17 protein-coding genes and 1 pseudogene (1 of these 18 running past the window's edge) are annotated in these 17,964 nt (G+C 60.6%); 4 read left to right on the top strand and 14 right to left on the bottom strand.

Going from position 1 to position 17,964, the window contains the following annotated elements:
• The 14 genes and pseudogenes from ftsA to FVQ81_00175 all read right to left on the bottom strand — a co-directional run.
• Nucleotides 1–1,163: pseudogene (gene ftsA / locus FVQ81_00110) on the bottom strand (cell division protein FtsA) (it extends 75 nt beyond the left edge of the window).
• A gap of 143 nt (nt 1,164–1,306) precedes the next feature.
• On the bottom strand, nt 1,307–2,101 hold the full coding sequence (locus tag FVQ81_00115; protein MBW7994979.1) for an FtsQ-type POTRA domain-containing protein: 795 nt from the start codon (nt 2,099–2,101) through the stop codon (nt 1,307–1,309).
• 34 nt (nt 2,102–2,135) lie between these two features.
• On the bottom strand, nt 2,136–3,095 hold the full coding sequence (gene murB / locus FVQ81_00120; protein ID MBW7994980.1) for a UDP-N-acetylmuramate dehydrogenase: 960 nt from the start codon (nt 3,093–3,095) through the stop codon (nt 2,136–2,138).
• Nucleotides 3,092–4,474: a UDP-N-acetylmuramate--L-alanine ligase gene (locus FVQ81_00125; protein ID MBW7994981.1), complete on the bottom strand. Its 1,383-nt coding sequence runs from the start codon at nt 4,472–4,474 to the stop codon at nt 3,092–3,094. The genes murB and FVQ81_00125 overlap by 4 nt, the downstream gene beginning before the upstream one ends.
• Before the next feature lies 1 nt (nt 4,475).
• Nucleotides 4,476–5,624 carry a putative lipid II flippase FtsW gene (ftsW, locus tag FVQ81_00130; GenBank protein MBW7994982.1) on the bottom strand — a complete coding sequence of 383 codons (1,149 nt, stop codon included), beginning with the start codon at nt 5,622–5,624 and terminating at the stop codon, nt 4,476–4,478.
• Nucleotides 5,614–7,020: a UDP-N-acetylmuramoyl-L-alanine--D-glutamate ligase gene (gene murD, locus FVQ81_00135; GenBank protein ID MBW7994983.1), complete on the bottom strand. Its 1,407-nt coding sequence runs from the start codon at nt 7,018–7,020 to the stop codon at nt 5,614–5,616. Before murD ends, ftsW begins: the two co-directional genes overlap by 11 nt.
• An 11-nt stretch (nt 7,021–7,031) precedes the next feature.
• A complete protein-coding gene (locus tag FVQ81_00140) occupies nt 7,032–8,420 on the bottom strand; it encodes a UDP-N-acetylmuramoyl-tripeptide--D-alanyl-D-alanine ligase (GenBank protein MBW7994984.1) in 1,389 nt (462 codons plus the stop codon).
• 7 nt (nt 8,421–8,427) lie between these two features.
• Nucleotides 8,428–9,108 (bottom strand): hypothetical protein, encoded by a 681-nt coding sequence (locus FVQ81_00145; protein ID MBW7994985.1) that lies wholly within the window; start codon nt 9,106–9,108, stop codon nt 8,428–8,430.
• Complete coding sequence (locus FVQ81_00150) at nt 9,105–11,168, bottom strand: transpeptidase family protein (protein ID MBW7994986.1); 2,064 nt, start codon at nt 11,166–11,168, stop codon at nt 9,105–9,107. The genes FVQ81_00145 and FVQ81_00150 overlap by 4 nt, the downstream gene beginning before the upstream one ends.
• 36 nt (nt 11,169–11,204) lie before the next feature.
• Complete coding sequence (locus FVQ81_00155) at nt 11,205–11,570, bottom strand: hypothetical protein (GenBank protein ID MBW7994987.1); 366 nt, start codon at nt 11,568–11,570, stop codon at nt 11,205–11,207.
• A complete protein-coding gene (rsmH, locus tag FVQ81_00160; protein ID MBW7994988.1) occupies nt 11,567–12,529 on the bottom strand; it encodes a 16S rRNA (cytosine(1402)-N(4))-methyltransferase RsmH in 963 nt (320 codons plus the stop codon). The genes FVQ81_00155 and rsmH overlap by 4 nt, the downstream gene beginning before the upstream one ends.
• Before the next feature lie 79 nt (nt 12,530–12,608).
• Nucleotides 12,609–13,040 (bottom strand): division/cell wall cluster transcriptional repressor MraZ, encoded by a 432-nt coding sequence (locus FVQ81_00165; protein ID MBW7994989.1) that lies wholly within the window; start codon nt 13,038–13,040, stop codon nt 12,609–12,611.
• Between the two features lie 311 nt (nt 13,041–13,351).
• A complete protein-coding gene (locus tag FVQ81_00170) occupies nt 13,352–13,651 on the bottom strand; it encodes a hypothetical protein (protein MBW7994990.1) in 300 nt (99 codons plus the stop codon).
• A gap of 1 nt (nt 13,652) precedes the next feature.
• Nucleotides 13,653–14,261, bottom strand: a complete 609-nt coding sequence (locus FVQ81_00175) for an RNA polymerase sigma factor (GenBank protein ID MBW7994991.1) — start codon at nt 14,259–14,261, stop codon at nt 13,653–13,655.
• A 333-nt stretch (nt 14,262–14,594) separates the two neighbouring features.
• On the opposite strand from FVQ81_00175, the gene bshB1 reads away from it, so the two are divergent.
• The 4 genes from bshB1 to FVQ81_00195 are packed head-to-tail and all read left to right on the top strand — an operon-like array spanning nt 14,595 to nt 17,915.
• Nucleotides 14,595–15,323 carry a bacillithiol biosynthesis deacetylase BshB1 gene (gene bshB1 / locus FVQ81_00180; protein MBW7994992.1) on the top strand — a complete coding sequence of 243 codons (729 nt, stop codon included), beginning with the start codon at nt 14,595–14,597 and terminating at the stop codon, nt 15,321–15,323.
• 31 nt (nt 15,324–15,354) lie between these two features.
• On the top strand, nt 15,355–15,636 hold the full coding sequence (locus FVQ81_00185) for a hypothetical protein (protein ID MBW7994993.1): 282 nt from the start codon (nt 15,355–15,357) through the stop codon (nt 15,634–15,636).
• 40 nt (nt 15,637–15,676) lie between these two features.
• Nucleotides 15,677–16,972 (top strand): response regulator, encoded by a 1,296-nt coding sequence (locus FVQ81_00190; protein ID MBW7994994.1) that lies wholly within the window; start codon nt 15,677–15,679, stop codon nt 16,970–16,972.
• Nucleotides 16,848–17,915 (top strand): cyclic nucleotide-binding domain-containing protein, encoded by a 1,068-nt coding sequence (locus tag FVQ81_00195; protein ID MBW7994995.1) that lies wholly within the window; start codon nt 16,848–16,850, stop codon nt 17,913–17,915. Before FVQ81_00190 ends, FVQ81_00195 begins: the two co-directional genes overlap by 125 nt.
• The last annotated feature ends 49 nt before the right edge of the window (nt 17,916–17,964 follow it).

A 17,964-nucleotide genomic window follows, 5' to 3' on the forward strand; every position in this document is an offset into this window, starting at 1 on the left:
CCATGGAACCTGGCCTGGGACTGATCCTGCTCCGCTCCGTACATCACCAGCCCCACTCCGGTGGCGAACTTGGGATGGTCGATCATGTTCACCAGACCCGTAACGCCCATCGGTTTGCCCACGCGCACCGGCAGCTTGGTGAGATCCTCGGCCAGCTCGACTATTCCCGCCAGCCCGCTGGTGCCGCCGGTCAGGACTATCCCGGCGGCTATCAGGTCGCTGAACTCCTCGATCTCGCGGAAAGCGAGGTTGAGGATTTCCTCGACCCGGGGCTGGATAATTGATGCCAGCAGCTGGCGGCCCACCTGACGGTCCGACTGGCCGGCCGCGCTGGGCACCTCGATCATCTCCGTGCTGTCTACCTGTGAACTGAGGGCGCTGCCGAACTTTTCCTTGATCTCGCGCGCCCGGTGGGCCGGTGTGCGAAGACCGATCGCGATATCGTTGGTCAGGTTGTCGCCCGCCAGGCCGAGGACGCTGGTATGACGGATGCTGCCCCGGCTGAAAAACGCGATATCAGTGGTTCCGCCGCCGATGTCGAATATCGAGACGCCCAGGTCCTTCTCGTCCTCGGTCAGGGCCGAGTAGCTGCTGGCCAGCGGCTCCAGCACGAGATCGTAGACCTCGAAACCGGCGCGGTGGATACTTTTGACGATGTTCTGGGCGCTGGCTACCGCGCCGGTGACGATATGCACCTCGGCTTCCAGCCTGATGCCGCTCATGCCGACAGGGTCGCGGATTCCGCGCTGGTCGTCGACAATGAACTCCTGGGGGATCACGTGGATCACCTCGCGCTCCATCGGGATATGGGCCGCCTGGGCCGCCTCGATCACCCGGCGGACGTCATCCTTGGTGATATCAGTGTTTTCCCTGCTGACCGCGATTATGCCCCTGCTGTTGATCGCGCGGATATGGTCGCCGGCGATCCCGGCGTAGACGCCCTTGACTTCCACTCCGGCCATCAGTTCGGCATCCTCGACAGCCCTGGTGATCGATTGCACGGTTTTCTCGATATTGACCACTACGCCCCGCCTGAGGCCGTCGCTCTTGGTGGTGCCGACGCCGACAACCTTGATCTCGTTTTCCTCCGTGCGCTCGGCGATTATGGCACAGATTTTGGTAGTGCCTATGTCCAACCCGACAATTACATTGTCTTTCGCCATCTGGCCTCCCTGACAGGGATAAATGCATGAATCCGTGAAAGCTCCGGGCCTGTTACCATGCCCCGGCTTTCCCGCAGATGAATTTTGGATTCGCTTTGGCTGTACCTTTCGCCCGGCTTGCGAGCAATGCCGGTACGGAGTTATCAGTTGTTTTTGACGATAATCTGGCCCTTGAAACTGAGGTCCACCAGCGAGGGGACGTCATCGCGCCCGTCCAGCTCGTCGAACATCCAGCGAAGGTACTCAATGTTCTTCGGTTCCACCCATTTGCCCATCACTACCCGCAGGCCCTCCTCCATCGTGATCAGCGTGATCTTGCCCTGCTCGCCGATTGCGAATTCGCTGATCCGGGGCAGCAGTTCGGGGGCCATGTCCTTGAAACACAGAACGGCCTGCACGAGCCGGCGGCCCTGCTTGTCCAGTTTCATCCTGCCGGTGTTCTCCTCGATACTGACAGCTCCGGCGGAGGAAGGAGTTATGACCGGCAGTTCAAGGCGATGGCGGTTGATATCGAGCGGCAGGACGTAGCCCTCGTCATCAACCGGCAGGATTTCGCCGACGTTGGCCAGGGCAACCGGCCGGCGTTCCACAACCTGCACTCTCAGGCGGTCGGGAAAACGGCGCAGGCAGCGGACTTTTCGGATCAGTGGTCCGCTGGTAAGCGCGTCTTTCGAGGGCCCCAGGTCGGAGAAAATGCTTCGTCCCACGAACAGGGCCTCGCACAGCGAATCGAGTTCCGCGGCTTCCACGTAGACTGTTTCCGAGGTTTCGACCTGCTTGATCGTGAAATATCCGCCAACGTCGAGCTGATAGGCCGCGTAGCTGCTGGTTACGAGCAGCAGCAGGAACATCAGGACCTTGATCCCTCCGCTCCGGCGGCGTTTGCGGCGCGAGGGACTCTTTCTGCGCGAGGGGTTTGTCCGTTTTACTCTGGCCATGGAATTCCTCGTGGTACGGTTCAGGTTGTTATCGTTATGCGGTCAGACTAACCGCGTAAGGAGCCAGTTCGCCGAGTTCCTGCGCCGAAAATCCGACCAACCGGACTTCGGGTTCGAGCGTTACGCCCGTTGCCTGTTTGACCCGGCTCCTGACCAGCTTGATCAGCGCCAGGATATCGCTGCTGGCGGCGTTGTCGTGGTTCTCGATAAAGTTCGCGTGTACCGGGCTTACCCGCGCTCCACCCGCGACCGTGCCTTTCAGTCCCGCGCTGTCGATCAGCCTGGCGGCGATCTGTCCGGGCGGGTTTTTAAAGGTGGAGCCGAACGTTTTCGCCCGCCACGGATGCTTGATCCGGCGTCCCTCGGTCAGCTCGTTTGCGCGCGCTCGCTGAATTTCAGGGTTGCCGCCCACGGCCTGAGAGAAACTCAGGGCCGTAATAACACCAGGGACAGGCGCCAGGCTGCGGCGGTAGCTGTGCACGAGCTGATCGTTACGAAATATCCTGCGCCGGCCCGCGGCATCCACCATCACGAGCTTCTCCACCAGCTCTCCAATCTCCACCAGGTGCGTGCCCGCGTTCATCGCGGCTGCGCCGCCCACCGATCCGGGTACGCCGGCCAGCTCCTCGAATCCCGGAAAACCTTCACCGATCGCCAGGTCCACCAGCCGCTCCAGAGTAGCCCCGGCCCCCGCGGTTAGCCTGTCTCCCGCCCGGCGGATACGGCGGAACGCGCTGCCCAGCCTGACGATAGTCCCATCGAACGGCCGGTCCGAGAGCAGCAGGTTTGTCCCGCTGCCCATCACGCAATACGGCTGCTCGATCACGCTCATCAGCTGCTTGAGCGCGCTGACTTTTTCCACGGCCACGTATGCTTTCGCAGTTCCGCCCGTTCCCACCGAAGTCAGGCGGCTCAACGGGTAGTTCAACTCCAGTTTCAGCCCACTGATGCCCTCCACGGCTTTGCGCAGCCCGGCAACAGGAGAGTCGCTCACTGCTCCCCCTCCCGCGCCAGCAGTTCCAGGAGCTGTTCTCCAACCTTGTAGATATCTCCGGCTCCCAGGGTTACGACCAGATCGCCGGGCGAGGTCATCCCGGCCAGGTGTCGGGCCAGGTCGGACTTGTCGGCGAAGTAGTGCACGTTACGGTGGCCGTGTTCGCGAGCCGCCTCGGCCACCAGTTCCCCGGTAACCCCCGGCAGCGGGGTTTCGCGGGAACCGTAAACTTCGGTCACCACCAGCGTATCGGACTGCATGAAGCTGCCGCCGAACTCGGCGGCCAGATCACGGGTGCGCGAGTAAAGGTGCGGCTGAAAAACAACCGTGACAGGCCGCGACCAACCGTGCCGGAGAGCGTCGAGAATCGCCCTGATCTCGGTAGGGTGGTGCGCGAAATCGTCGACCACCAGCCTGCCGCCGGCCTCGCCCTTGATTTCCCCTCGTCGGTGAACGCCCTTGAACCGCCCCAGCGCTTCGGCGGTCCCGGCGAATTCGACCCCCAGTTCAAGGCCGACCGCGACCGCGGCCAGCGCGTTGAGCGCGTTGTGGGTTCCCGGCACGCTCAAAGTCAACTCTCCCAGCAGTTCCCCGTCGCGATAAACAGCGCTCACCGTACCGCCGTCGCCGAAACTGAGATCACGGAGCTGAATGTCGGCCTGGGCGCTCTCGCCGTAGGTGAGCAGTCTCCGCTCGATCCTGGGAAACACCGATACCAGGTTGGGATCGTCCATGCAGGCGATAACCGTGCCGTAGAACGGCACCCGGTTGACAAACTCGGTAAACGCGTCCATGATCCCTTCCAGGCTCCCGTAACAGTCGAGATGATCGGTGTCGATATTGGTCACGACCGCAATCGACGGGGTCAGGCGCAGGAAGCTGCGGTCGAACTCATCGGCCTCGGCCACGAACAGCTCGCTTGCTCCGCGTCGCGCATGGCCGCCCAGGGCTTTCAGCCTGCCCCCGACAATCACCGTGGGATCGAGCCCCGCTTCTTCCAGCACGATCCCCACCATCGAAGTGGTGGTGGTTTTGCCGTGGGTCCCGGAGATTGCCACCCCGTATTTGGTCCGCATCAGCTCGGCAAGCATCTCCGCCCGCCGGATTACGGGTACCTGGGCGCTGCGGGCACCGGCCACTTCCACGTTGTCATCGCTCACCGCCGAACTGATCACGACCACGTCGGCTCCGTTGATATTCTCCGCGGCGTGACCCACCGAGACTTCGGCCCCCAGCTGTTTCAGCCGGTCGGTGGTCGCGTTGGCGTTCAGGTCGCTGCCGCTGACCGCATAGCCTTCATCCAGCAGGATTTCGGCGATCCCGCACATCCCGCTGCCGCCGATTCCGACCATGTGGATCCGCTTCACCGAGCGGTACATGTCATACCTTGCCACTGTGGGCTCCCCGCGCTCCGGCACGGCTGATATTGATAATGATCCCGATGCTCCACAGGGTGGTAACCAGGTTCGTGCCGCCGTAGCTGAAAAACGGCAGGGGCAGGCCCGTGGTGGGAGTAAGCCCGCTGACAACCGCCATGTGCAGCAGCGCAGAGCAGAATATCATCATCGTCAGGCCGCTGGCGAGCAGGAACCCGTAATAATCCGGCGACCCGCGCGCAACTTTTACCCCGGTGATGCACAACGCCAGGAACGCCGCCAGCACGGCCATCGTGCCCAGGAACCCGATTTCCTCGCCGATAATCGAGAAGATGAAGTCCGTATGGGCGGCCGGCAGATAGAAAAATTTCTGGCGGCTCTGGCCCAGCCCCAGTCCGGATATTCCGCCCGATCCCAGCGCGATCCGGCTCTGGTAGGCCTGGTAGCCGATCCCGGATTTGTCAACGCCGCTTTCCAGAAAGCTGCTCAGCCGCTCGCTGCGGTAACCGACCTTCATCACGTACTTATAGGTCACCAGCGGCGTCACCATCAGCCCGATCAGCAGGATGTGCGCCGGTTTGATCCCGCCGATAAATCCGACAGTGAACACCATTATCAGCAGCACGGCGGCCATGCTGAGGTCCGGCTGTTTGACCACCAGCAGGAAGAAAATCCCGATAAAAATCAGGAACGGCATGAAGCCGCCGCGGAAACTGCGGATATTTTCGCGCTTGCGCACCAGATAGCCCGCCGCCCAGCAGACCAGGAAAAACTTCGCCAGCTCTGAGGGCTGGAAGTTTAGCGGCCCTAGATGAATCCAGCGCCGCGCCCCGCCGATCACGGGAGCCAGCTTGTAGGTGCCCGGTAACAGGCAGATCAGCAGCAGGGCGGCGGTAACCAGCAGAGCCAGGAAACTGACAGCCCGCATCCGGTGGTAGTCGATCCGGGAGGCGACCAGCATGACCACGATCCCGATCGCGGCGCGGAGCGCCTGTTTCTCCAGATAGGCGAAACTGCTCAGGCTCTCGCTACGGGCGGAGATATTGGTGGCGCTGAGGATCACGATGATCCCGGCCAGGGCCATCACCACCGAGATAACCATCAGCCTGCCGCCCTGCCTGGAGGTGTCCGCCTGTACGTTTTTACCTGCCATGTCGCGCCATCTCCGTTACGATCCGTTTGAACTCGTCGCCGCGTTCCTCGTAGCTGGCGAACATGTCGAAACTCGAACAACCGGGCGACAGCAGAACCACGTCGCCCGCCTCCGCCTGTTTCCTTGCCTTGATTAGCGCATCTTCGAGGCTGCCCGCGCCGGTAACCGCAACCGCATCGCCCAGGTCCCGGCCGATAATCCCGGCCGCCTCGCCGATTGCGATCACAGCCCGTGCTTTCGATCCCAGCTCCCCGGCCAGCGGTGCGAATGACGAGCCCTTGTGGCGGCCGCCCATGATCAGCACCAGCGGCCCCGGGAAACTCTGGACGGCCCGCAGCACCGAATCGACCGTGGTGGCTTTGGAGTCATTGAAATAGGCGATCCCGTCGAGATCATCAACCGGTTCCAGACGATGAGGCAGGCCGCCGAATCCGGTAATCGCCCGGCCAATCGAGGCCTCATCGGCCCCGCAGGCCGCCGCCGCGGCGGTTGCGGCCAGGACATTCTCCAGGTTGTGCGTTCCGCGCAGCCGGATACAATCCAGTGAAACCACTTCCACGCTTCCTCCCTCGGGTGCGCGCAGCCGCACCGCCCCATCCTCGACAAAAGCCAGGCTGCCCGTGTGACGAGACAGACTGAACCGGGCTGCGGGAACCTCGCCGGCAAGCTCCGCTCTGGCCCCGATTTCCCTGTCGCCGGCATTGAGCACCGCCAGGTCGCCGCCGCCCATCCGTTCGAATATGCGGAATTTCATCCGGTAATAGTGCTCCAGAGTGTCGTAACGCTCCAGGTGGTCGGGCGAGAGATTGAGCAGCACTGCCATCCGGGGGTGGAAACTTTCGGTAGTGTGGAGCTGAAAGCTGCTGATTTCCGCCACCAGTACTGCCTCGTCCTTCAGGTTTCGCACCGCATTGCAGAGCGCCAGTCCGATATTACCGGCCAAGGTGTTTTTAATTCCCGCCTCGGCCAGCATCAGCCCCAGCAGGCTGACAGTGGTTGATTTGCCGTTCGTGCCTGTCACGGCCAGGATCGGCAGCGGAGAATACCAGTAGGCGATTTCGATTTCGCCGAAAACCGGGACGCCATCCAGCTCCGGGCTGGCGAACAGTTCTCCGCGCTCGTCGATACCCGGGCTGAGAACGATGAAATCACTGCCCGCTGCAAAAGCCGCTGTCTGCTCGCCCAGACTGATCGTCGCGCCGCGAGCGGCCAGGGGACGGCAGTTTTTTTCGAGTTCCGCGCTGGAAGTGCTGTCGGTCAGGCGGACCCTGTATCCGCGGTCGAGCAGCAGTTCCGCTGCGGCGATCCCGCTGCGTCCGGCTCCGAAAACCGTTACCGTGGCCGTGGCCTCCACCAGCGGGCCGGGAGTGGGGTGGGGGACAAGTTCGACAGACATCGCCCGCTCGTTCACGCTCCCTCCGACTCCGTCATTTGCTCGATAACCCTTTCCAGCCGAATCCTGCGACTGGCCTTGACCAGCAGCAGCTCGCCGCCGCCGAGGTTTTTATTTAGAATCGCCCAGGCTTCATCCGCGTCCGAGGCGGTAAAAATTTTTGCCGCCTCGCCGCCGGCATCCATCCAGGCATTTTTCATATCTCCGGCGTACTCGCCGACCATCACGGCCATGTCCAGTCCGCGGGCGGCGGCATCGGCGGCAAGCTGCTCGTGAAGCCGGCGGGCGGCGGGTCCCAGCTCCAGCATCTGTCCCAACACCGCCACCCTGGGACCGTCATGGCGCAAAGCCATCAGGGTATTCAGCGCCTCGGCCATCGAGAGGGGATTGGCGTTGTATGAATCGTCCAGCACGGTCCAGCGGCCGATCCGCCGCAGCGTTCCGCGCATCTCCATCGGCCGTACCGCCTCAAGACCCTCTTTGATTTTCAGGTCGTCCAGGCCGAGTGCCCTGCCTGCCGCCACGGCGGCAAGGGCGTTGAGCACGTTGTAACGGCCGGGAAGGGCGAGTTCGATCCGGGGGCCGTCGGCGAGCGTGAAAGATGGCGCGCCGCTGTCGTCCAGTTCGAGAGCCGCCGCCGCGATATCGTTGCCCGGTTCCAGCCCGAAGGTGACTGTCCGCTCGAACCTGCCGGGAACGTAATCGCTGAGCAGCTTATCGTCTCCGCAATAGATACATGTTCCGCCGGGGGTGGTTTCCTCGAAAAGCTCGGTTTTGGAATGCAGCACGCCTTCCAGGCTGCCGAAGCCCTCGAGGTGAGCGGGAGCGACATTGGTGATCACCGAAATATCCGGCCGGACCATCCGCGCCAGCTCCCTGATTTCTCCCGGGTGGTTGGCGCCGAGTTCGGCAACCAGCAGCTCGGTACCCTCCGGCATCGAGAGCAGGGTCAGCGGCACGCCGACATGGTTGTTGAAGTTGCCGACGGTGGCGTGGGTCCGCCAGCTCGTGCGGACAACCGCGGAGATCATTTCCTTGGTCGTGCTCTTGCCGTTGGAGCCGGTGACTGCAATTACCCGAAGGCCGGAAGCCAGCTGCCGGAGGTGGGCGCCGAGGTGCTGCAGAGCTTTAAGCGTATCGGCGGTCTCGAAATACTGGAGTCCCTCCGGCCGGGGATAGTTTTTCACTGACGGTCCGACAAGCGCGCCCATCGCGCCGGCCTGGGCCGCCTGTTCCAGGAACGCGTTGGCGTCAAACGATTCACCACGCAGAGCGACAAACAACCGGCCATCGCAGTTGGAGCGGGTATCGGTGGCGACTCCCCGGTATGTCCTCTCCGCGGTATCGCCGCCCAGGTTGCAGCCTGGGAGCGCGGCGATGATCTTGGACGTTGTCAGTTCCATGCTCCGTTCAAACGTTCAGTCTGAGGTCCTGGTAAAGAAGAAGTTCGCCCTGATGGTCGAACACGAGTACTTTCAGTCGGCTGTAGCTAGCAGGTCGGTCTTCCAGTGGTATCGCGACTTCCACCAGCTTGAACCGGCGGATTGCGTAACTGTCACCCGAGGTGAAATTCAATGCATTGCCCGGCAGAACTTGAAAATCAGGATAGGTGCCGTAGCGATCGAGAATTCCGCTGTCGTGCTCGGCCAGCAGCACCAGGTAGCCCGTGGCCACGCTTTCGTCTTCACCGTTGTTCACCAGCCGGAAGCTCACTTTCAGGCTGTCCTGTTCGGGCATGACCATCAGTTCCTCGATCGTGATGCGCTTCGAGTACGAGCCGGGCGAAACTTCCATCGTGTCGCCGTTGGCGCCGATCACCAGCACGGCGCCCCGGCGTTTCTCGACAAGACTGCGCAGGGAATCGACCCGTGCCTCGCGCTGCACAAGCTGCTCGCGGAGTATCCGGGCCGAGCCGGCCAGCTGCTGGTGCTCTGTTTTCAGCCGGTTGTAATTAACCATCGAGTAGACAGCCGCGGTGGCCAGGCAGATGACCAGCACGAAAGCCAGGACCACTTCCTTGATCGAGATTTCGATGGTCAGCGGTTCGTGGCGGTTGCTGACCATCATGATCGTGATCGTATTTTTTTTCAATTTGCATCCCCCTGTTTCCGCTGCGGGTTGACCGCGGAGCCTTTGGCCGGCTCGCCGGCCATCGAAAATGTTTTTCTGCCGCCTGTCTCCGCCGCGGGCATGGCGACCAGGAGGATAGTCTGGCCTTCCACGATCCTGCTGGCGGGCGGCAGGTCCTGCGAGATAACCTTGACGGTACCGTCGACCTTGACTTTCAAGCCCAGAGAAGTCAGCGTGGCCACAGCTTTGCGCACGGGCATACCCCGCACGTCGGGCATCGACGATGGATCCGGCCGGTCCGGTTGAACGCTTGAGAGCGGCGCCGAGCCTGTTCCGCTGCTGGAGGGCGAGACTGAGGAGTTATTGTCGCCGACGGCCATCAGGTGGTGGTCCGGGAGATCGAGCCTGGAGCGGTCGATCACGCTGCTGGCCGAAAGCATTGTGTTGCGGATAATCTCTCCGAACACGGGCGCCGCGCTTGCGCTTCCCCAACGGAAGCTGAAAGACGGCTCGTTGATCATGACAAAAATCGCCAGCTGAGGGTCGTCGGCTGGGAAGAAGCCGCCAAACGAACTGATATAGCCATTTCCTCCATAACCGGTGCCGGGGTCGGCTTTCATGCTCGTGCCGGTCTTGCCGGCCACGGGAAAGCCGTGGACTTTGGCAGTAGTGCCGGTACCGTTATCAACCGCCCGCACCATCGCCCTGCACACCAGCTTCGCTATCTCCGGGTCTACAGCCTGGCGGACTTCGCGGGGTTTGGAGGAGTGGCAGACATTGCCGTGCTCGTCGGTTATCGCGGCGATGACTGTCGGCTCGTAGAGCTTTCCCCCGTTGGCCAGCGCGGCATAGCCCATCGCCATCTGCAGGGGCGTGACCAGCAGTCCATAGCCGATCGCCAAACTGGTTTTGGTGGTACGGTCCCAGCGGTCGGGCTGCAGGAGACGCCCGCGGTCCTCGCCGCTGAACTCACTGCCGGTGTAGTTGCCGAATCCGAACGAGCGCAGGGCGCGGTAAAGCTCATTGTCACCAGCGGACTGGACCAGTTTGGCCATGCCGATGTTGCTCGATTTGGCGAGGACCTCGGCGAACGACAGGCGGCCGTATTGGTGGACATCGCGGATTGTCCGCCGGCCGAGACGCCAGGTGCCGTTTTCGCAGAAGACGGAATCGTCGAAGCTGACATGCCCGCCGCTGATCAGGGCGCAGGCGACGAACGGCTTGAAAGTCGAGCCGGGTTCAAACGGGAGGTTGGTGGCCAGGTTCCGGAAATCGCCATCGCCGAACGAGCGCGTGACGTTCAGATCGATACTCGGATAGCTGGCCATCGCCAGGATTTCGCCGGTGGAGGGCCTGACAGCCACTACGCAGCCGTTCTTGGCTCCGCTGGTCGTGACACTGCGGCGCAGGGCTTCCTCGACAATTTCCTGGAAATCGGCCTCGATAGTCAGCCGCACGCTGCAGCCGTTGGACTGCTGTTCCAGCGGGTAGTCGAGCATGTTATAAGGCTTGCCGCGGGCATCACGCTGCACCACCAGCCAGCCCGGCGCGCCGCGTAACTGCTGGTCCAGGGCGAACTCGATCCCGGTCAGGCCCACCTCGTCGACTCCGACATAGCCGATCAGCTGGGCGGCGAGCGCGTGGTGTGGGTAGTAGCGCTTGGAGGATGGCACGAACCCGATACCAGGCAGGTTCATCCGGCGCAGTTCACGCACCTTTAGCGGGCTTACTTTCTGCTGAATCATCACGAACGGCCGCTGCCGGCCGATCCTCTTCATGATATTATCGCCGGGCAGGTCGAGATGGGTGGCGAGGGCGGAAGCTGTTTTACGGCGGTCGGTGATCCGGGAGGGCACCGCGTAGACATCCAGCCCCTCGGCAGAGACGGCAAGCGGTTCGCCGGAGACGTCGAGGATATCTCCCCGGCGGGGCCGGAGGATAATTTTCTGCTTGTGCTGACGGTCCGCCTCGGCGAGGTAATGCTCGCGCTGCAGTACCTGAATCCGGAACAGATGCCCGGAAATCAGGCCGGCCAGCAGCACCAGGCACCAAAACACAAGAGACAGACGCGTGCGTGCCATGCGAGGAGTCAAAACAGACCTCTTAGGGGGCTTGGGTTAGCGCTCGCCAGTCCGCCGGCCCTCCGGGGCCGGGGCGGTGATCCTGATCCATCGAATCCGTTCGGGGCTGGGAAAATCCAGGTCCAGATGTTCGCGGACAAAGGATACGATTCGCGAACGAGACATAGCGGTCTGTTTTTGTCCCAGCAGAACGGACTGTTCAGTAATCAAATTATTTTTTTCTGAGTTCAGCTCCTGAACGTCGATCAGTAACTGCTGGCCGACGGCATGCTTATAGACCAGCAGGAACGACATGGCCAGCAGGCACAGCATCACCATGGCGCCCACCGACATGAAATTGCGCCGGGATTCGTGACGAATCTCGACACTTTTCCTTTTATATGCGGAAACGTACGGATTCAATTCTCAAACCGCTCCCCGGCGCTTTCGCCGTTATCCAGTCTGCGTACCGCCCGCAGCAGGGCCGAGCGGCTGCGGGAATTTCGTTCCACTTCCGTGCTGGCCGGGCGGACCGGTCTGCGGGTAACCTTCACCGCCCGAGGCAGCTTGCCGCAGGCGCAGAACGGCAGTTCCGGCGGGCAGACGCAACCTGCGGTAAGTTCGGCGAAGAAGCGTTTCACAATCCGGTCCTCCAGGCTGTGATAGGAGATAACAACCAGCCTGCCGTTAACTGCGAGCATATCGAACAACTGCTCCAGCCCACTGCGAAGCGCGCCCAACTCATCGTTGACCGCGATCCTGAGAGCCTGGAAAACCTGGACGACATTTTTTCGCTCCACCTGGCGGGGAACGGCCGTGCGAACTATCCGTGCCAACTCCGCGGTGGATTCCAGCGGTTTATCCCGGCGGGATTCCAATATTCTGCGGGCGATTCTCCGGCTGTATCTGCTTTCGCCCCAGCGACGGAAGATTTCCGCCAGCTCGTCTTCATCGCTCCCGTTCAGCAGCCGGGCGGCGGTGATGCCGTCGTCCGCGTCCATCCGCATGTCCAGCGGGCCGTCCCTGTCACAGGAGAACCCGCGCTCCGGTGTGTCGAGCTGGTGGGAACTCACTCCCAGATCCAGCAGAACACCATCGAGGCTTAGTCCTTTATATAGATCCCCGGCGTCCCGGAAATTGCCCTGTTTCAGTGTCACCCTGTCGGCGAATCCGGCCAGGTTTTTCCCGGCCCGCTTAACGGCGTCGCAGTCCCGGTCCAGTCCGAAAAGCTGCACGTCTTCCGGCGCCGCCTCGAGCAGCGCCCGCGCATGCCCGCCGCCGCCGAGAGTCCCGTCCAGGAATCTGCCGCCCGAACCGGCATCCAGCGATTCGAGCACCTGCTCCACCATCACTGGTATGTGATAGGCCGCCTGCTCGCTCATCGTCGCCGGGAGTCTGCCCCGCTGGGGTTTTTAATGTAGATTATCACCTCAAATGCATAATTTCTAAATTTGCAAGGTGTTAATCGAATATTTCCGCGATATCCTCGAAGGTGAGGCCGTGTTCCTGTTCGAAAGAGCTGGTGTAGTTTTCCTGGGCCTTGGGGTCCCAGATTTCCACCCGGTCGTTGGCGCCCTGAAAGATCACTTCCTTGCTCAGGCCAGCCAACTCCAGCAGCTCCCGGCTAATCAGGACCCGGCCCTGCTTGTCAGGCTGCACGTCGGTGGCGAACTTGGTCCATTCGCGCAATAAAAAACGTTTTTTCTTGCTGGCGGGCTGATTCTGGATTTTCTCCAGGGTATTCTCGTACTGCTCAGGAGTGTAGAGGTACAGGCAACCGTCCAGCCCGCGGTTGAGCACGTAGGTATCCACGCCATCAGGACGGAACTTGGGCGGCAGGCTGACTCTGCCCTTGGAATCAAGATTGTTTCTGATCCGGCCCCAGTGCCTCATCGAAAACACCCCGGATGCAAAATAAAAAATAAGTTGCGGCGCTTAGGAATCTATTGACACAAATTCCCACTTTTTGCCACACTTTATGAATATAGGGTTAAAACGAGCATTGTCAAGAGGAAATGAAAAAAAATTAAGATACAGGATTAGGTATTATCCACACGGGGCGGGGTAGATTGTTGGCCGGGGAGATTTGAATGCCGTGAGAGTTGCGGGTCCAACTGAGAAAAACGCAGTAAGCCGACAACACGCGGCCGGTAACAGCTGCATCGGAGTTAAAAGGAATTCAATCTTGACCGGGAGAATTCGAATCAGTTGAGGGAAGCGGGGGACAGGAAAAATATGCTGCCATTGCCGGGCAGTTCGCTGGCGCGGAGGAGGCTCAGGCGCTCCGTAAGCGTAACTTCAAACCCGGCGGAGGCGGTTACCTGGCGGCAGTCGATTTTATCCCAGCGGGTAAGCAGCTCGCAGAGGTCTTTGATCCGGCGGTACTCTTCGCGCAGACGGGGACAGTCAGCCAGCCGCTGTCTGGTTCGCCCGGCCTCGAGCCCGTTCAGTTCATCGTCCAAGTAAGCGCTCAACTGAATCAGGCTATCGGCAGGGTCCTGCATCTCACACCGCCTTGACTTGAGAGTTGAACTTTTGTTTGAGTTTGTTTCGAGCCCTGTGGATCCAGATCTTGACCTCGTTCAGCGAGGCCCCCATGATCTCGGCTATTTCCTTATAGGAATAACCGTGGAACTGGCGGAGAATCAACACCGTGCGGTAACGCGGGGAGAGAGTGTTCAGGATCTGCTTGATCTTGTCACCCAATTCCCTGGTGTAGACCTCCTGCTCCGGGTCCGGGCTTTTCTCGTCGCTCAGCACACTGTGGGCGTCCAGCCTGACCACCCCGCCTTCCGGCATCGCATCAAGCTCTACCCTGGGATGGCTTTTCCGCTTGCGGAATTCGTCCAGGCACAGGTTTGTCAGAATCTTGCTCAAGAGAGTGATGAACTTGGCTGTGATCTGATACTTGTGCCTGTACTTGTAGAGCCGGATGAAACCTTCCTGCGAGATATCCTCGCTCAACTCGAGGTCCCTGACGAACCGGTAACAGAAACGCACGCTGTAGTCCTTGTACCGGTTGACTATCTCGTTGAAGGCTTCCTCGCGGCCGGCCTGCAGCTCGAGCATCAACTCTTCGTCGGGAATGTTGTTGAGCGAACGGGGCTTGGCCATCAAAATCGCCCTGTGCTAAAAGTTCAACGTAGAGAGGTGTGTGATGGTTACCAGATTGTGAGAGAAAATCAATCTGGACTAAATGGTATATTTTATCCGCTAAGTGTAGTAAAGCAGTCCAAGAATGTCAAGCATAAATGGTCCGGCAGGCCCTGTTATTCAATGCCTTTGTCCCCTGAAAAGAACGAACTGCAAACATCTGATGGTTTTATTCCGGGCTTGCCCGCCGGGGCCGGATGTCTTAACTTTAGCTTGAAAACGATTTTCGCCATTGATCTTTGCGTGAATAAAACGGCGATTCAGCAATCATTTTTTCGATAAAGGGAGAGGGACTTGAGCCAGGAGAGGCTTGACGTGCTGGCGGTGAGCGCGCATCCGGACGATGCAGAGCTGACTTGCGGAGGGACGCTGATTCGGTGCGCGGATGCAGGTTACAGGGTGGGGGCGCTGGAATTGACGGGGGGGGAGAGCGGCAGCAGGGGCAGCGCCGGCAGGCGCTCCGTGGAGGCCGCCGCAGCCGCTGAAATAATGGGTCTGGCCCTGCGCGAGTCATTGGGCTTGCCCGACGCCGCCCTGGAAGACAGCAGCGAAAACCGGGTTAAGCTGGCCCGGGCGATCAGGCGGCTGGGGCCGCGTGTGCTGATCCTGCCGAATAACGAAAGCTGGCGGCACCCGGACCACGGTGTGACAGTGTCGATGGGACGGGCGGCGGCGTTCCTGGCCGGATTGAAGAAAATTCCCGGCGAGGGCAGCGTCGAACGTCCGGAAAAGATTATCTATTGCCAGGCCTACAGCGAACACACGGCCAAACCCTCGTTCGTGGTCGACATTTCCGAACAGTTCGAGCGTAAGATGAAAGCGGTCATGTGCTACTCCAGCCAGTTCGAGGGCAGGACCGAGGCGGGAGAGCTGTTTCCCAACGGCCAGAGTTTCCCGGAGCTGATCCGGACACACTGCGCCTACTACGGGTCGTTGATCCGCAGGCCGTACGGCGAGCCGTTTTACGTCAGCGAGACCCTGGCGGTGGATGACGTCGTTGCGATGGGCGTAAAATCGATCTGAGACAACCCGGCCCGGCACGGGAGGAGTAAACATGCAGTGTCACGGATGCGGAAACGCTGTCGAGATCGTAGAAAAGGTCGGCAGGGGAGACACGTGCCCGTCATGCGAACGGCCGCTGCGCTGCTGCAGAAACTGTTCGTTCTACGACCCGTCGGCCAGCAACAAATGCCGCGAACCCCAGGCCGAATGGGTGTCCGACCGCGAGGCGGCCAATTTCTGCGAGTATTTCGCTCCATCGGCGGCAAGCAGCAGCGAGGTTGCAGGAAGCAGAAGTGATGAAACCCGCAGGAAACTGGATGATCTGTTCAGCTGAAATGCCCGTCAACAGGATGTGTGGGGGGATGTGAGGCGAGATGAGCGACAAACGGCAGCCACCCGACAGTTTTGTGCCCGCGGATCGCGAATGGGACAGCGAGTTCCTCGACGACGTATTCTCCACCAGCGGGAGCATCGAGGACGAGGCGCTTAAACTGGCCCGCTCGCTGGCCAACCTTACCGACTGCGACAGGGTCCGTCCGCTCAAGGAGCTGGCCCAGATCGGCAGCCTGGAATCGATTGAAAATATTTATCCGTTCTGCCACCGCGGCAGCTCTTTTCTCAGGCGGCTCGCCCGCAATGCAGTGGTCAAAATTATCCTGCGTACGCTGCGGGACGACGAAGAGGAAAAGCTGCTCGGCCTCAAGCAGAAAGATGAACTGCTGGAATTCCTGCTTCAGCAGAGCAAGCAATTGGGAGCCCTGCGGACAATGGAGCTCAGCGACCCTGAGATCCGGCGGACAGTCTACGATATCCTGATCGGGGACGACCGCGAGTTCACGGCCGGCGCGCTGGTGGATATTGTCCGCGACTCAGATGAATGCGTGCGGGCCACTGCTGTTAAGCTGATTGCGGAGATGATGGGTGAGCAGGAAACAGCCCTGCTGGTGCGCCTGCTGTCGGATAACGACCCGCGGGTTAAGGCCAACGTGATCGAATCCCTGGGGACGCTGGGCGACCGGAACGTGGTCAGCCTCCTGCGCAAATACCGTCAGGACAAAAACAACCGGATCAAGGCCACGACTCTCAAAACCCTCTGGGAGTTAAACCACCGGGAGATCATGCCCTATCTTGAGGACATGGTGGTGGAACTGGACCCCGAGGTCCGGTCCAGCGCCGCCTGGGTGATCGGCGAGATCGGACACGGACAGAAGCAGTTCAAGGACCTGTTGCGGCTGCTGGAAAAAGACCCGGACAAATCCGTCCGGCGTAACGTGACACTCGCCCGTGAGAAAATCGAAATGAAGGAGCAGGGGGTCAGGATATTACTGGCCAGCAGCGACCTGCCCAACTGCCGGAAAATCAGCTACAACTTCAGCCTCGAGGGCTACCACACCGAGATCGCCACCAACGGCGAGGACGCACTGGCCGAGGCGCAGGAGCACAGACCCCAGGTGCTGGTAATCGATATCCGCCTGCCGGGCGTCAACGGTCTTGAAGTTGTCCGGCGACTGCGCGAGCAGAAGTGGTTCGAGAGCGCCACGGTAATTGTCTGCACCGATTTCGAAAGCCACCCGCTCGTGGACCGGGCAATCCGGACAGGAGCGAATACGTACATCGTCAAACCCTGCACTTTCGAGAAGATCAAGAGCAAGCTGCGCTATTTCCTGTAAAACCACGCTCCAGCCGAGAGGCTCCCTGGTTCCCCGCCGTATTCAACTTAGTAAGGAGACGGATGTGCCGCTGCACGAGAAATCCTTCGACAAAGGCGAGGTGATCGTCAAGGAGGGCAAGTTCGGCCGCAATTTTTATGTGATCAGCAAAGGCCTGGTGGAAGTGCTGAAGAAGCAGGGCGACAGGGACGTGCCGATCACCGTGCTGGGCCCGACCGAGTTCTTCGGCGAGATGAGCCTGCTGGATCTCGAAACCGGCAAGCACACGGCCACGATCCGGGCGGTGGAGCCGACCGTAGTCCGGGTGATGACCAAGGACGATTTCGAGGGTTACCTGGGCTCGCTCACGCCGGGAGTGCGTAACCTGCTGCGCAGCCTGGCCGCCCGTCTCAGCGATACGAACAAGAAATATTCCGCCAGCGTGCTGGAAGAGAACGACGAGCTGGTGCGCAAGTGGACCAGCGGAAATCTGGACCAGAGCCAGGCTAAACAACTGCTGAGCGCTAATGAAACCCGCTATCAGATCAAGAAATGCAAGTCCGGCCACGTGCTGATCCGCGAGGGCGAGGTCGGCATGAGCGGATACATTATCCGTAAGGGCAAGTTCGAGGTCAGCCGGCTGATAAACGGACGGAAGGTGTTCCTCAACGTTCTAGAGGAGCGCGATGTGGTGGGCGAGATGGCGATTTTCAGCGACAACCGCCGTCATGCCACGGTCACCGCCATCACCGATGCGGAACTGCTGGTCTTCGGCAAACGCGATCTGCTCCACATGGCGCGCAAGTCGTCAATCGAGCTGTTCATCATTATGGACGCTCTCAGTTCCAAGCTCGACCAGACCAACCAGAATTACGGCAAGACGCTGCTGAAATTGAAAGAGGCCAATAAGAAAATCGGCGAGCAAGCCAGGCTGTTGAAGAAACTGCAAGGGGACCAAGGCTAGGGCGGGGCCGGGCGCCGCAGATAAATGACTGGCTGCACTCAGGGCAGGT

The sequence above is a fragment of the Candidatus Glassbacteria bacterium genome, from assembly GCA_019456185.1.
Classification (GTDB): domain Bacteria; phylum Gemmatimonadota; class Glassbacteria; order GWA2-58-10; family GWA2-58-10; genus JAJRTS01.

Excerpts from the sequence above, each read along its gene's own strand:
- FVQ81_00115 (MBW7994979.1), bottom strand. The coding sequence starts at position 2,101 with ATGGCCAGAGTAAAACGGACAAACCCCTCGCGCAGAAAGAGTCCCTCG.
- FVQ81_00125 (MBW7994981.1), bottom strand. The coding sequence starts at position 4,474 with ATGTACCGCTCGGTGAAGCGGATCCACATGGTCGGAATCGGCGGCAGC.
- ftsW (MBW7994982.1), bottom strand. The coding sequence starts at position 5,624 with ATGGCAGGTAAAAACGTACAGGCGGACACCTCCAGGCAGGGCGGCAGG.
- murD (MBW7994983.1), bottom strand. The coding sequence starts at position 7,020 with ATGTCTGTCGAACTTGTCCCCCACCCCACTCCCGGCCCGCTGGTGGAG.
- FVQ81_00140 (MBW7994984.1), bottom strand. The coding sequence starts at position 8,420 with ATGGAACTGACAACGTCCAAGATCATCGCCGCGCTCCCAGGCTGCAAC.
- FVQ81_00150 (MBW7994986.1), bottom strand. The coding sequence starts at position 11,168 with ATGGCACGCACGCGTCTGTCTCTTGTGTTTTGGTGCCTGGTGCTGCTG.
- rsmH (MBW7994988.1), bottom strand. The coding sequence starts at position 12,529 with ATGAGCGAGCAGGCGGCCTATCACATACCAGTGATGGTGGAGCAGGTG.
- FVQ81_00165 (MBW7994989.1), bottom strand. The coding sequence starts at position 13,040 with ATGAGGCACTGGGGCCGGATCAGAAACAATCTTGATTCCAAGGGCAGA.
- FVQ81_00170 (MBW7994990.1), bottom strand. The coding sequence starts at position 13,651 with ATGCAGGACCCTGCCGATAGCCTGATTCAGTTGAGCGCTTACTTGGAC.
- FVQ81_00175 (MBW7994991.1), bottom strand. The coding sequence starts at position 14,261 with ATGGCCAAGCCCCGTTCGCTCAACAACATTCCCGACGAAGAGTTGATG.
- FVQ81_00185 (MBW7994993.1), top strand. The coding sequence starts at position 15,355 with ATGCAGTGTCACGGATGCGGAAACGCTGTCGAGATCGTAGAAAAGGTC.
- FVQ81_00190 (MBW7994994.1), top strand. The coding sequence starts at position 15,677 with ATGAGCGACAAACGGCAGCCACCCGACAGTTTTGTGCCCGCGGATCGC.